General features: G+C 68.4%; 9 protein-coding genes and 1 pseudogene. 9 read left to right on the top strand and 1 reads right to left on the bottom strand.

What is annotated here, in order from left to right; genetic code table 11:
* Positions 1–113: 113 nt before the first annotated feature.
* The 9 genes and pseudogenes from XCSCFBP4642_RS26190 (at position 114) to XCSCFBP4642_RS0101510 (ending at position 12,797) form a co-directional block, all read left to right on the top strand.
* Positions 114–476, top strand: coding sequence for a phospholipase D-like domain-containing protein (locus tag XCSCFBP4642_RS26190; RefSeq protein ID WP_160170348.1), 363 nt, complete (start codon positions 114–116; stop codon positions 474–476).
* A 1,214-nt stretch (positions 477–1,690) separates the two neighbouring features.
* Positions 1,691–3,325, top strand: a complete 1,635-nt coding sequence (locus XCSCFBP4642_RS0101545) for a TldD/PmbA family protein (RefSeq protein WP_029218235.1) — start codon at positions 1,691–1,693, stop codon at positions 3,323–3,325.
* Between the two features lie 14 nt (positions 3,326–3,339).
* Positions 3,340–4,674, top strand: a complete 1,335-nt coding sequence (locus XCSCFBP4642_RS0101540; protein ID WP_029218234.1) for a TldD/PmbA family protein — start codon at positions 3,340–3,342, stop codon at positions 4,672–4,674.
* Positions 4,671–5,492 carry a DUF4159 domain-containing protein gene (locus XCSCFBP4642_RS0101535; RefSeq protein ID WP_029218233.1) on the top strand — a complete coding sequence of 274 codons (822 nt, stop codon included), beginning with the start codon at positions 4,671–4,673 and terminating at the stop codon, positions 5,490–5,492. The genes XCSCFBP4642_RS0101540 and XCSCFBP4642_RS0101535 overlap by 4 nt, the downstream gene beginning before the upstream one ends.
* Before the next feature lie 103 nt (positions 5,493–5,595).
* Positions 5,596–6,588 (top strand): AAA family ATPase, encoded by a 993-nt coding sequence (locus XCSCFBP4642_RS0101530; RefSeq protein ID WP_029218232.1) that lies wholly within the window; start codon positions 5,596–5,598, stop codon positions 6,586–6,588.
* 16 nt (positions 6,589–6,604) lie between these two features.
* On the top strand, positions 6,605–7,495 hold the full coding sequence (locus tag XCSCFBP4642_RS0101525) for a DUF58 domain-containing protein (protein WP_029218231.1): 891 nt from the start codon (positions 6,605–6,607) through the stop codon (positions 7,493–7,495).
* A gap of 43 nt (positions 7,496–7,538) precedes the next feature.
* Positions 7,539–8,726, top strand: coding sequence for a BatA domain-containing protein (locus XCSCFBP4642_RS0101520; RefSeq protein ID WP_029218230.1), 1,188 nt, complete (start codon positions 7,539–7,541; stop codon positions 8,724–8,726).
* A pseudogene (locus XCSCFBP4642_RS23760) lies at positions 8,723–11,004 on the top strand (hypothetical protein). Before XCSCFBP4642_RS0101520 ends, XCSCFBP4642_RS23760 begins: the two are co-directional and overlap by 4 nt.
* Positions 11,001–12,797: a hypothetical protein gene (locus XCSCFBP4642_RS0101510; protein WP_029218229.1), complete on the top strand. Its 1,797-nt coding sequence runs from the start codon at positions 11,001–11,003 to the stop codon at positions 12,795–12,797. Before XCSCFBP4642_RS23760 ends, XCSCFBP4642_RS0101510 begins: the two are co-directional and overlap by 4 nt.
* A gap of 270 nt (positions 12,798–13,067) precedes the next feature.
* Here the strand turns inward: XCSCFBP4642_RS0101510 and XCSCFBP4642_RS0101505 are convergent, their stop codons facing one another.
* Positions 13,068–13,703 carry a DUF938 domain-containing protein gene (locus tag XCSCFBP4642_RS0101505; RefSeq protein WP_029218228.1) on the bottom strand — a complete coding sequence of 212 codons (636 nt, stop codon included), beginning with the start codon at positions 13,701–13,703 and terminating at the stop codon, positions 13,068–13,070.
* Positions 13,704–13,855 lie beyond the last annotated feature (152 nt).

Here is a 13,855-nt window from a genome sequence, read left to right as displayed (position 1 = left end):
AACGGGCATGGAAGGACGGCTGATCGTAGATCCAAGTGCGTCATGAGCCGGATCGGCCAGTTCGCTGGCCGTTGCGACTACTTGATCAGCGTTGCCTTAGCGTAGAAGTGCTGTTGTCGAAAGGCTTCAATGACGAGCGCGTAAACAACCCCATTGCCGGTGGAACCAACAAAAGCGCAGCCCCGAGACTGTCTCGATCCGTCAAGACAAAGGAGTTCCTGGATGTGCGGTATTTCAAGAATCCAATGATACCGGATAATCCCGTGCCCAATGGTAACGGCACAGGCAATGGGGCTAGCCACGCAAAGTTCATGGCGGTTGACGGCGCATTGGTTATTGTGGGGTCAGCCAACATGGATAAAACCAGCTGGCACTTTTCCGGTGAAATGAATCTTGGATTCTTCGATGCGGGCGTGACTCGCCGAATCAGAGGATCCGTATTCGATCCAGCATGGGCGCATTCGGAGGCAGTCTAGTATGGCGTTCCGCATGTAACTTTTCTTATCTGGCGTTGTCCAAGGATGACCTCTGGAAGCTGGAGCGCTCGCTCATGGGACGACCCGCCAACCGTTGGTTGTCAGCGCCGACGATCGTTTGCAACTGGAGTCGATGGCCCGCTCGCACAGTTTGCCGGCGGCCGTGTCGCGCCGCGCACAGATGATCCTGCGCATGGCCGACGGTAAGGTTCGATGCCAAGGTGGAGGCACCTGTTTTACTGCCATTATAAAATAAGCGACTGCCTGAGGCAGTGGTCTGAGCAGTGCCTGCATTAGATGCTGCATTCGTATGGATAGTGACCATCTGGTCAGCTTGAACATGATTCGCATACAGGCCTCGCGAATGGATGCCATCATATTCATGATCTTTGGGGTTCCGCTTGATTTTTCGCAGAGTCGTTGTTCCAGATCTCCGGGTTATCCGGCAGCAGGCTCTTGATATAGTATCTGCCGGTATCGACGTCCTGGTTGTTTAAATGCGGTCAAAAGCCTGGTTAGGGATGGTCTGATCAACGCAGCCGGAAAACGAAACACGCCACATCCGCCGCGCTGAGGGCGCTCAACCCCCCGGTTTTTTGCCGTTTTCGGCATGTTTTCGGGGTATNTGTTGTACTCCGCGTCGCCGAAGGTCAGTTGCATCGTCATCGTCCTGGTGCCTCTGTGCGATTGTCGCAGGATCGGGGGGAGTTGTTCAGAGTTTCCTTAGTCGATGGCGCGGTGCCCTCACCGCTCGCGGGACACCCCGCAAGTACGTCCGTATAGGCTCAGTGGCGGCATCCATGCCGCCACACGGTCCCGCAATCGGCAAGGACACCGCACCGGAATGTTGGTCGGTTGCCTTCCCAGAAGCTTATTGCTCGGCTTGCATCAGCACACTCGTCCGACGCACCGTTATCAAGCAATCCACTTCATGCATTGCTTGCAACCATGCACACCGACCGTCGTGACCGGCCTTGCCCGCCCACCGTCGCGGGACCATTCCAAAGTACAAGCACAGTCATCGAACACAGCCAGCCGCGCTCGCCAGGCATCGATGCGCGCCGGTTATGCCAAGCGATTCATCCACACGCCCCCCTGCCGAAAGTCAGTTGACTCAGCATTCTTCGCCCGGCAAGAATCGGCGATACCGCGTGGAGAAGCATCCGCGCGTCACCACTCACCGCGCGCCGCGCGGATCTATGGGGGAGTTGCCCGTGCAGCGACGTGATTTCCTGGCCCTCACCGGGCTGACCATGGGCGGGCTGGTCGTGCCGGCCGCCTTCGGCAAGGCGATTGCCGCCGAACAGCTGTTGACGCCCTTCGATGTGGGCCGCAAGAAGCGCCTGGCCGACGCCGGGCTCACTGCGGCGCGCCAGGCCGGGGCCAGCTATTGCGATGTGCGCATCGGCCGCTATCTGCGCCAGTTCGTGATCACCCGCGAAGACAAGGTGGAGAATGTCGTCAACACCGAATCCATCGGCGTCGGCATTCGCGTGATCGTGGCCGGGGCCTGGGGCTTTGCCGCCACCAACGAGTTGACCGAGCAAGGCGTGGCCAAGGCCGCCGCGCAGGCCGCGGCCATCGCCAAGGCCAATGCCAAGGTGCAGGGCACACCGGTGCAACTGGCGCCGACGCCGGGCGTGGGCGAGGTCAGCTGGAAGACGCCAATCAAGAAGAACGCGATGGAGGTGCCGATCAAGGACAAGGTGGACCTGTTGCTCGGCGTCAACGCCGCAGCCACCGCGGCCGGCGCCAGCTTCGTCAACTCGATGCTGTTCGTGGTCAATGAACAGAAGTATTTCGCCAGCACCGACGGCTCCTACATCGACCAGGACGTGCACCGCATCTGGACGCCGATGAGCGTGACCGCCATCGACAAGGCCAGCGGCAAGTTCCGCACCCGCGATGGCCTGTCCGCGCCGATGGGCCTGGGCTACGAATACCTGGATGGCGCCGCCTCGGGCAAGTTCGTCTCGCCCAATGGCGTGGTGAATTACGGACTGTCCTACGACATGAAGGAAGACGCCATCGCCGCGGCCAAGCAGGCGCAGGAAAAGCTCAAGGCGCCGTCGGTGAAGCCGGGCAAATACGACCTGGTGCTGGACCCCTCGCACACCTGGCTCACTATCCACGAATCGGTCGGCCATCCGTTGGAGCTGGACCGTGTGCTCGGCTACGAGGCCAACTATGCCGGCACCAGCTTCGCCACGCTGGACAAGCTCAAGGCCGGTTTCCAGTACGGCAGCGACAAGGTGCATATCCTGGCCGACAAGACCCAGCCCGGCAGCCTGGGCGCGGTGGGTTACGACGACGAAGGCGTCAAGACCAAGCAGTGGGACCTGATCCGCGACGGCAAGCTGGTGGACTACCAGGCCATCCGCGATCAGGCGCACATCCTGGGCAAGACCGCCTCCGATGGTTGCTGCTATGCGGATTCGTGGTCCAGCGTGCAGTTCCAGCGCATGGCCAATGTGTCTCTGGCCGCCGGCAAGACGCCGCTGAGCGTGAGCGACTTGATCAAGAACGTGGAAAACGGCATCTACATCATCGGCGACGGTTCGTTCTCCATCGACCAGCAGCGCTACAACGCGCAGTTCGGTGGCCAGCTGTTCTACGAGATCAAGAACGGCGCGATCACCCGTATGCTCGAAGACGTGGCCTACCAGATCCGCACACCGGAGTTCTGGAACGCCTGCAGCGCCGTGGCCGACCAGCGCGACTACCGCCTGGGCGGTTCGTTCTTCGACGGCAAGGGCCAGCCGAACCAGGTCTCGGCGGTCTCGCATGGTTCGTCCACCGCCCGCTTCGATGGCATCAACGTCATCAGCACCGCCCGCTCGCTCGGCTGACAGGAGAAACCCACATGAGCATCCTTACCCAAGCGCAGGCCAAGGCCATCCTGGACAAGGTCGTCAAGCTGTCCAAGGCCGACGAGTGCACCGCCACCCTCACCGGCTCGATCGACGGCAACATCCGGTTCGCGCTCAACAACGTGTCCACCAGCGGCATCGTCGACAACACCGACCTGCAGGTGCAGGTGGCGTTCGGCAAGCGCGTGGGCATCGCCACCATCAACGCATTCGACGACGCCTCGCTGGAGCGCGTGGTGCGCCGTGCCGAAGACCTGGCGCGGCTGGCACCGGAAAACCCGGAGTTCATGCCGGCGGTCGACAAGCAGACCTATCAGTCCAGCCCCACCTTCAGCGACTCCACCGCCGCAGTGGACCCGGCGTTCCGCGCGCAGGTCGCCGCCGATTCGATCGCCCCCTGCAAGGGCAAGGGCCTGATCGCGGCCGGCTTCCTGGAAGATGGCCAGAACTTCACCGCGTTCGCCAACAGCAAGGGCAACTTCGGCTATCAGCGCGGCGCACGCTTCGACTACACCTGCACCGTGCGTACCGAAGATGGCCGCGGCTCGGGCTGGGTGGGCCGTAACCTGAAAGACGCGGCCGACTTCAAGGCCGAGCAGGACATCCGCATCGCCATGCGCAAGGCCAGCGATTCGGCCGAAGCCAAGGCGCTGGAACCGGGCAAGTACACCGTGATCCTGGAGCCGGCGGCAGCGGCCGGGTTGATCTCTTTCATGATGCGCTACTTCGATGCGCGCATGGCCGACGAAGGCCGCAGCTTCCTGTCCAAGAAGGGCGGCGGCAACAAGCTGGGCGAGCAGGTCTACGACCCGCGCGTGAACATCAGCGCCGACCCGTGGGATGCGCGTGCAGCGGTGCTGCCGTGGAACGAGGAGGGCCTGCCGCGCGAGAAGATGTCCATCGTCGAGAACGGCAAGGTCGCCAACCTGCAGTATTCGCGCTATTGGGCGCAGAAGAACGGCAAGCGGGCGGTCGGCGAGCCGGGCAACCTGCTGATGGCCGGTGGCGAGAAGAACATCGCCGAGCTGGTGCGCGGTACCGAGAAGGGCATCCTGGTCACGCGCACCTGGTACATCCGCATGGTCGACCCGCAGACCGTGCTGCTGACCGGGCTGACCCGCGACGGCACGTTCTACATCGAGAACGGGCAGATCAAGTACCCGGTAAAGAATTTCCGCTTCAACGAATCGCCGATCATCATGCTCAACAACATCGACGAGCTGGGCAAGCCGGTGCGCGTGGCCGGCGATGAATCCAGCTACGTGATGATGATTCCGCCGATGCGGCTGCGTGATTTCACGTTTACCTCGTTGTCGGATGCGGTGTGAGTAGGAGCGGGGAATCGGGAGTCGGGAATCGGGAATGGGAACGCAAAGGCTGCATTACGCAGCCCGATGCTTTCCCTGCGCCTGCGCCGCCGGCTTCCATTCTTGGCTCCAAGCTCCCGGCTTCCCGCCGCCATTTCCTTGGGTTGTTGCTCGGCAGCGTCGCGACGTTGGCGCTACCGCAGCGTGTGCGTGCGGCCGGCAACTACGATTTCTGGTTTACCCGGTTGCGCTATGACTCCGGGGATTGGGATGTGGATGCGCGCATGCCGTCCAACCTGATCACTTCGTTGATCGACTACACACAGTTGCGCGTGGATCCGGAGGAACATGTGCTGGACCTGGCCGATCCGCGCATGGTGCAGGCGCCGTTCTGCTATCTGTCCGGACACAAGCTGGTGGAGTTCAACCCGGCCGAGCGGCGCAATTTCGAGCACTACGTACGCAACGGCGGTTTCGTGTTCGTGGACGACTGCAACCACGATATCGACGGCCTGTTCGCCACCTCGTTCGAGGCGCAGATGGCCTCCATCTTCGGCAGGACCGCGCTGCAGAAATTGCCCAGGAACCATCGTCTCTACAGCGCATTCTTCACGTTCCCCGACGGTCCGCCGGCCACCAGTTTCGAACTCAATGGCTGGGGCGACGACCTGGTGCACGATTATCTCAGGGGCATCAGCATCGACGGCCGGCTCGGCGTGCTGTACAGCAACAAGGATTACGGCTGCGAATGGGATTACGACTGGCGCAACAAACGCTTCCTGGCCGAAGACAACACCAAGTTCGCAGTGAACATCGTGATGTATGCATTGACCAACTGAAACCACCCTGTAGGAGCGCGCTGGCGCGCGATGCCGTACCGGTAACGCCGCATCGTGCGCCAGCGCGCTCCTACGCCAGCAGTCCCGCAACGAGACGTTTCCCATGACTTCCCCCAACGACGACACCCTTACCCGGCAGCTCTCCCAACTTGGCGTGCTGCGCGCGGCACTGGCGCAGGCCGTGGTCGGGCAGGAGGCGGTGGTGGAGCAGCTGCTGATCGGCCTGCTGGCCGGCGGCCACTGCCTGCTGGAAGGCGCGCCCGGGCTGGGCAAGACGCTGCTGGTGCGCTCGCTCGGCCAGGCGTTGGAGCTGCAGTTCCGGCGCGTGCAATTCACCCCGGATCTGATGCCCAGCGACATCCTGGGCACCGAGTTGCTGGAAGAAGACCATGGCACCGGGCACCGGCATTTCCGCTTCCAGCAAGGCCCGATCTTCACCAACCTGCTGCTGGCCGACGAACTCAATCGCACCCCGCCCAAGACCCAGGCCGCGCTGCTGGAAGCGATGAGCGAGCGCACCGTCAGCTACGCCGGCACCACCTATGCGTTGCCGGCGCCGTTCTTCGTGCTGGCCACGCAGAACCCGATCGAGCAGGCCGGGACCTACCCGCTGCCGGAGGCGCAGCTGGATCGCTTCCTGGTGCATGTGCGCGTGGACTACCCCAGCGAGCAGGAAGAGCGCGACATCCTCAGCCAGACCACCGGCACCGTCAGCGCGCAGGTGCCCAAGGTGATGGACGCGGCCAGCGTGCAGGCGCTGCAGCAGCATGTGCGGCAAGTGCATGTGGGCGCAGAGCTGCTGACCTGGATCAATCGCCTGGTGCGCGCCAGCCGGCCCGGCCCGCAGGCCAGCGATGCGGTGCGCCAGTGGATCAAATGGGGCGCCGGCCCGCGCGCGGGGCAGTCGCTGGTGCTCGCGTCCAAGGCGCGTGCGCTGTTGCATGGCCGGCTCGCTGCCACGCGCGAGGATGTGCTGGCGCTGGCCGCGCCGGTGATGCGGCATCGCCTGCTGCTGTCCTTTGCCGCCGAAGCCGAACAACGCAGTGCCGACGATGTGATTGCCGCGCTGCTGCACGCCGTGCCGTTCCCGTCCTGATCGGGCCGTGGCGCAGATGCCGTTGCCGTCGCTGATTCCCGCCGATGTGCGCAGCCGCCTGCGCGGCCTGCAGCTGCGTGCACGTCAGGCGCAGGGCGCGCACGGGATCGGCCAGCACGCCAGCCGCAGCCGCGGTGCCGGGCTGGAGTTTGCGCAATATCGCGCCTACGAGCCGGGCGATGCGCTGCGCCAGATCGACTGGAAACTCTACGCACGCTCGGACCGCTTCTTCGTGCGCGAAGCCGAGCGCGAAAGCCCGCTGACGCTATGGCTGTTGCTGGACGCCACCGCATCAGCCGGGCAGGCCGACAGCGCGCGGCCCGAGCACACCCGCCTGCACACGATGGCAACGCTGGCCGCCTGCGCGGCGGAGGTGGCGTTGCAGCAGGGCGACCGTGTCGGGCTGTACGCCCTGCATGGCGGCGGCCTGGTCGCGGTGCCGGCCGGTGTCGGCAGCCGCCAACGCGACCGGCTGTGGCTGGCCTTGCACGGCATGCGCGCCGGCGGCCGCTGGCCCGGGCTGGACACGCTGCGGCCGTTGTGGGAACGCATCGCCGCGCACGACCTGCTGATGTCCATCGGCGACGGATTCGACGAGGAACTGGCCGGCGCGCTGGAAAAATTCGCCGCCGCACGCCGCGAGGTACTGCAGCTGCAGGTGCTGACCTGCGACGAGCGCGATTTCCCGTTCGATGGCGGCCATCGCTTCCGCGATCCGGAAACCGGTCAGGAGCTGCTCGGCGACGGTGCGGCCATGCGCGCCGACTACCTGCAGCGCTTCGCCGACGCACAGCGCGCGCGGCAGGCGCGTTGGCAGGCCGCCGGCATCCGCCACACCGTGCATTACCTGGATGCGCCGGCCGATGCCGCGCTGCGCCGGCTGTTCGCGCAAGGTGCACCGCGATGAGCTGGCAGTTCGTCTGCGCCCACGCCGCCGGGCGGGTGCCGCAGTGAATCTGCTGCTCTTGCCCGCCGGCCTGTTTGCGCTGGCCGCGCTGTTGCTGCCAGTGCTGATCCATCTGGCACGGCGCAGCGAGCACCGCCCCACCGACTTCGCCGCGTTGCGCTGGCTGCGGGCGATGCCGCGCCCACGCCACCGGGTACGCTTGGACGAGTGGCCGCTGCTGCTGCTGCGTTTGCTGTTGCTGGCCGCGCTGGCCGTGCTGCTGGCCGAGCCGGCACTGCGCGACCAACAGGGCAGCCGCCCACGCATCGCGGTCAGCCCGGGCGTGGATCTGGCCGCGGCACGGGCGCTGCCCCACGCCGATGACGCGCAATGGCTCTGGCTGGCGCCAGGGTTTGCGCCGATTGATGCCGATACCGATACCGCTGACCCCAGCCCCGCAAGCTTGGCCACCGCGCAGCCGGTCGGCAGCCTGTTGCGCGAACTCGACGCCAGCCTGCCGGCCGATGCGGCGCTCAGCGTGATCGTACCCGCGCAGTGGGGCGCGCTGGATGCGCAGCGCGTGCAGCTCACGCGTGCCGTGCAGTGGCAGGTGCTGCCTGGCCGCTCACCGCTGGCCGCGCCCACGCCACCGGCCGCGCTGCGCCTGCAGGTGGTGGCCGACGACACCGCCGCGCCGGCGCTGCGCTATCTGCGCGCGGTGCAGGCGGCGTGGGCGTTGCCGGGCAGGCTGCCGGTCGTCACGCCGGCGGCAGCGCGACCGTCGCGCTGGGCGCCCGGCACGGTCGTGGTCTGGCTGGCGGCCAGCGCCCCGCCTGCGCCGGTGATCGCCTGGGTCGCGGCGGGCGGACAACTGGTATTGCAGGCGCAGGCTCCGGTTCCGGCCGCACTTGCCGCCCCGCTGCAAGCGCTCACCGAAACCGATGGCCCAGCGCTGCTGGATGCCGCAGCGCTGGGCCGGGGCCGGGTGCTGCGCTGGACCGCACCGCTGCAGCCGCCGCAGTTGCCCGCGCTGCTGGATGCCGACTTTCCGGCCCGCCTGCGCGCCGCGCTGCAAGCACCGCCTACGGTGCAGGCCGCACCGGCGCAGACCCAACACCCGCAGCGTGGCGCCACGCTCCGGCTCAATATGCCACCGCAGTCGCTGGCACCGTGGCTGATCGGCCTGGTGCTGCTGCTGTTCGCCCTCGAACGCTGGCTGGCCACCGCACCACGCCGGAACGCGGCGGCATGAGCACACTCGAGCTGCAGCGCGCGTGGCAGGCCGCACGCCGGCGGGCGGCAGTCGGCGTGCTGCTGTTCGGGCTGCCGCTGGCGCTGCTGCCGGCGGTGCTCACCTGGCGCCTGCAGGCGCCCGCGCAATGGTGGCTTGCAGGCGCCCTGCTTGCGGGCCTGCTGGTGCTGGCAGCGGTGACACTGCGGGCAGCGCGCAGGCTGGACCAGACCTGGGTCATCCACCGGCTGGATCGAGCACCGGCGCTGGAAGACAGCAGCGATCTGCTGTTCATCCCGCGCGACCGCCTCGGCCCGCTGCAGGCGCTGCAACGGCAGCGGCTGGAACAGCGCATGCGCAACACCCCGCGCGATCTGCGTCCGGCCTGGCCGTGGCGGCGCGCCGGGCCCTGGAGCCTGCTGGGCGTGCTCGCCTGCGCGGCGCTGCTGCTGTGGCCGCCGCATGCGCCGCCATCGGCAAACAGCGACCGCATCGCCGCGGCGCGTGCCGAACGCGGCGCCCCCATGCTGCGACAGGCGCGGCTGCACAGCACGCCACCGGCCTACACCGGCCTGCCGGCTGCGCGGCTGCCCGGCCTGGACGCGCGGGTGCCGGCCGGCACCCGGCTGGACTGGCAGCTGCAGGTCAGCCCCGCCCCGCGCACGGTGGCGCTGCGGCTTGGCGACGGCCGCCTGGTCGCGCTGACCCGGCAAAGCAGCAGCGACCAGTGGCAGGGCCAATGGCTCGCCGAGCGGCCGGCGCTGTATCGCATCCTGATCGACGGTGCGCCCACCGACCGCACGCTGCACCGGCTGGACGTGCTGGCGGACCGCCCGCCGCAGGTCCGCGTGCTGGCGCCCGAGCAGAGTCTGGTGCTGTGGACGCCGGCCCAAGCCGGCCATAGCGGCTGGAGGCTGCAGTTCGAAGCCAGCGACGACTACGCGGTGGCCGCCAGCGCCGAACTGCGGCTGACCTGGCCCAGGGCAGTGGCGAGAACATCACCTTCACCCCCCAACGCCGCACGCTCACCGGCAGCGGCCCGGCCAACCGCCGCGGTTTCGCCACTACCCTGCAGCCGCAGGCGCTGGGCATGGCGGCCGGCGACGACCTGATCGCGCAGCTCATCGTCCATGACACCCGCCAGCCCGGCGCTCAGGAAGGCCGCAGTGCCAGCGTGATCCTGCGCTGGCCGCCGCCCGAAGTGACCATGGCCGCCGGCCTGGAGGCCAGCGTCAAACGCACCCTGCCGGCCTACTTCCGCAGCCAGCGCCAGATCATCATCGACGCGCAGGCGCTGTTGAAGGAACAGCCGCGCCTGGACGCGGCCAGCTATCTCAAGCGCTCCGATGCCATCGGCGTGGACCAGCGCCTGCTGCGGCTGCGCTACGGCCAGTTCCTGGGCGAAGAAAGCGAAGGCGCGCCGCAAGGTCCGCCGACTGCCGACGCGCCATCCACCAGCGACGCCCCGGCCGACGACCTGCCGACCGCCGACATGCCCACTGCCGATGCACCAAGCGCACCCGCCGCCCCTGCGGACACACACGTCGGGCATGACCACGACGATCACGACGCCCACACCACCGAACCCGGTGCCGCCGCACTGGACGATCACGACCACGACCACGGCGGTAGCAACGGCCGGCCCGAGCACAGCAGCTTCGGCCAGGCGCAGGACGTGCTGTCCGAGTTCGGCCACACCCACGACCACGCCGAAGCCGCCACCCTGCTCGACCCCAAGACCCGCGCCCTGCTGCGCGCCGCGCTGGACCAGATGTGGCAATCGGAGGGCGCGCTGCGCCAGGGCCACCCCGAGCGCGCCCTGCCCTATGCCAACAAGGCGCTGGGCTTCATCAAGCAGGTGCAGCAGGCCGAGCGCATCTACCTGGCGCGGGTCGGCACGCAGCTACCGCCGATCGACCCCAGCCGGCGCATGAGCGGCAAGCGTGACGGGCTGGTGCGCGGTGCCGATGCACTGGTCGACCGCAGCGTGGCAGACCCGCAGCCGATGGCGTTGTGGCAGGCGCTGGGCGAGCCTGCGGCGACCGCCGATGGCGCCGCGCTGGACGCCTTTGCACGCTGGCTGCCCACGCACGAAACCGCCCTCGATCGCCCGCTCGATCTGGCTGCCGCCATCGAGACCCTGCGTGCCACCCCCGACTGCGCCGCGTGCCGGCAACGCCTGCGCGCGCTGCTCTGGCCGCTGTTGGTCCGCCCGGCGGCGGCCGTGCAACCGCGCCCAGCCGCCGATGCCGGTGGCCAGCGCTATCTCGATGCGCTGCACGCACAGGAGCGCCCATGATGCCGGCCTGGAGTGTCCTGGCGGCCCTGGCCGCGATCACCGTGCTGGCCTGGTGGCGGCTGCGCCGCGCGCGCCTGCCGGTCTGGCGCAGGACCACGTTGCTGGCGCTGCAACCCGTGTGCGCGGCGCTGCTGTATTGCGCCCTGTTTCCGCCCTCGCAACCCGGCACCGCCGGCACCCTGGTGGTGGCCACCGCCGGCGCCAACGCCGCGGCGTTGCAGGCCGCGCCGGGCGACACCGTCATCGCCCTGCCGGAGGCCCCCGCCGCGCTAGGTACGGCAGAGCGCATGCCCGATCTGGCCACCGCCCTGCGCCGCCACCCTGGCATCACCCAGCTGCGCATCGTCGGCACCGGCCTGCCCGCGCGCGACCGCGACGCCGCGCGTGGCTGGCTGCTGCGCTATGCCGCACCGCCGCCGGCTCCCGGGTTGAGCGCGTTGGACACGCCCGCGCTCGCCGCGCCCGGCACCGACGTGGCGATCCAGGGCCGCATCAGCGGGCTGCGCGCCGCCAGGCTGGAGTTGCTGGATCCGGCCGGCCGCCGCGTCGAGCTGGTCGCACCTGACCCCGAGGGCCGCTTCCGTCTCACTGGCACCGTGCGCGCCGCCGGCGACAGCGTGTTCCTGGTGCGGGTGCTCGGGCCCGATGGCCGTGTCCGCGACCAGGCCACGCTGCCGGTGTCGGTGGTGGGAAGCCCGGCGGCCAGTCTGTGGATCCTGGCCGGCGCGCCACAGCCCGACCTGAAGTCCCTGCGCCGCTGGGCCAATGACGCTGGGCTGCAGTTGCACACCCAGATCGCCACCGGCGGCGGCATGCAGCTGGGCGATGCGCCGCGCCCGCTCGACCCCGCCACGCTGGACCGCAGCGACGTGCTGATCATCGACGAACGCGCGCTGGCCGCGCTATCGCGTGCGCAACGCAGCGCCCTGCACGCGGCGGTCGAACGTGGGCTTGGCGTGCTGCTGCGCTTGAGCGGGCCGCCTGATGCCACCCACCGCAGCGCGATGGCCGACCTCGGCCTGCCACTGCGTGGCGATGGCGGCACCGCGCCGTTGCAGCTCGCCTCCGTCGCCACCACGCCGCAGGCTGCCGCGGCGACTGCACGGCCGCCTGCCAACGAGACCGGCGACGCCGCAGCGGCCGCATTGCCGGTGCTGGAACGTCGCGCCGTGGCACCTGCCGATAGCGATGCCATCGCCGTCCGCCGCGCCCCCGACGGCACGCCCTACGCCTGGTGGCGCGCACTGGGCCGCGGGCGTATCGGCCTGATCGCCGTCACCGACAGCTACCGCCTGGTACTGAGCGGCCGCCCCGACCTGCACGCCGCCCTGTGGAGCCAGACGCTTGCCGCAGTGAGCCGTGCCAAACCCAACGCCCACGCCGCCATCCGCACCGGCTGGCGCAACCAGCGCATCGAGGTCTGCGGTCTCGGCGCCACCGCGCAGCTGCAGGCAGCCGATGGCAACCGCCAACCGCTGCCGCCGGCTCCCGACACCGGCACCGCCGCCTGTGCCGGCCTCTGGCCGGAGCACACCGGCTGGTATCGCTGGCAGGACGGCGAACGCCGCGGTGCGCTCTACATCCGCGCCCCCGCCGATGCGCCGGCCCTGTTCGCCAACACACAACGCAGCGCCACCCTGGCCCTGATCAACACCGGCGCATCGCCACACCCAGCACACGCCACACCGCAGCCTGGCCCGCGCTGGCCATGGTGGCTGGCGTTCGTCCTCGCTGCCGCGTTGCTGTGGTGGCTGGAGCGGTGGCGCGGCGAACGCGCGCAGCAGGCCAGCTAGGCGCTGAACATGGTCAGCGCGTCTCGCTGCGGGGGCATACGGGTGCAGCACGCGCGGGACCGACGCGTCGCCTGGAGCATGCGTGCGGCGCGCGTGGACCGCGCACGCAGCTGACACCCGTGCGTTGGACGAAGCCCGCGTGACGCTCACCGGCACGGAGCTTGGCCTATCCCTTCATCCGCCCCCTACGCGGCACCATCCCGGGGAAAGAAAGCATCTGGGTCAGTCTCCTGTGCAGCGACCACGTGGTTTCTTGGCTCGCAGTGGAGCCTACCCGCGCCGCCACACCCGGCACTGATTGTTGGCTGGCAACGCCACATCCTCGACCAGGCGTAATCCGACCGATGCCGCCAGCGCATCCACCGCTTCGGCGTCGCGGATGCCCGACGCAGGGTCGCGCTCGCGCAGCATCGCGTCGAAGGCGCGGTTGCTGTCGCTGGTGAACTGGCCATCGCGGTTGAAGGGCCCATAGATCGCCAGCACCGCTTCTGGCGCCATCACCGCCGGCAACCCGGCAAACAGCGCCTGCACCTGCGGCCAGCCCATGATGTGCAGCGTGTTGGCGCTGTAGACCGCGTCGTAACCCCGTTGCCCGTCGGCGAGCATCGGCACTGGCGGTGGCGGCGCCAGGCCGGGCGCAGGCATCAGCACGGCCTGCAGCGACACCGGCGGTGGCGTATTCGGCAAGGCCGCCTCGTCCAGCCATTGCTGCATGCCCGGCAGATGATCGGCGTGGTCGCTGGCCTGCCACTGCAGCCACGGCATCGCGGCAGCGAAATGCACGGCGTGCTGGCCGGCGCCCGCGCCGATTTCCAGCACGTGGTGGCGATCGGCGAAGTGCCGCTGCAGCACCGCAAGGATGGGATCGCGGTTGCGTGCGGAGGCCGGTGAGAAAGGTTTGGTCATGGCCCAGGTCCGGAGAGAAGGAAGGCGTTGCAATGATCGCCATTGCGGCGCGCTGCGCAGCAGGCTGCCTTGGCATGACCCGCAGACGCCTGCATGGCTGGCGGGGACTGTGGCTTACTGCGGTGACGTTCTGTGCTGGGCTGCGCGCAGCC

It is taken from the genome of Xanthomonas cassavae CFBP 4642, from assembly GCF_000454545.1.
Taxonomy (GTDB): domain Bacteria; phylum Pseudomonadota; class Gammaproteobacteria; order Xanthomonadales; family Xanthomonadaceae; genus Xanthomonas; species Xanthomonas cassavae.
The sequence above is the reverse complement of the archived record's forward strand: the minus strand, read 5'-3'. Positions and strand labels throughout refer to the sequence as shown.

Bases quoted from the DNA above. Each gene is read 5' to 3' on its own strand.
- XCSCFBP4642_RS0101530 (WP_029218232.1), top strand. From the start codon at position 5,596: ATGACTTCCCCCAACGACGACACCCTTACCCGGCAGCTCTCCCAACTT.
- XCSCFBP4642_RS0101540 (WP_029218234.1), top strand. From the start codon at position 3,340: ATGAGCATCCTTACCCAAGCGCAGGCCAAGGCCATCCTGGACAAGGTC.
- XCSCFBP4642_RS0101525 (WP_029218231.1), top strand. From the start codon at position 6,605: ATGCCGTTGCCGTCGCTGATTCCCGCCGATGTGCGCAGCCGCCTGCGC.
- XCSCFBP4642_RS0101505 (WP_029218228.1), bottom strand. From the start codon at position 13,703: ATGACCAAACCTTTCTCACCGGCCTCCGCACGCAACCGCGATCCCATC.
- XCSCFBP4642_RS0101510 (WP_029218229.1), top strand. From the start codon at position 11,001: ATGATGCCGGCCTGGAGTGTCCTGGCGGCCCTGGCCGCGATCACCGTG.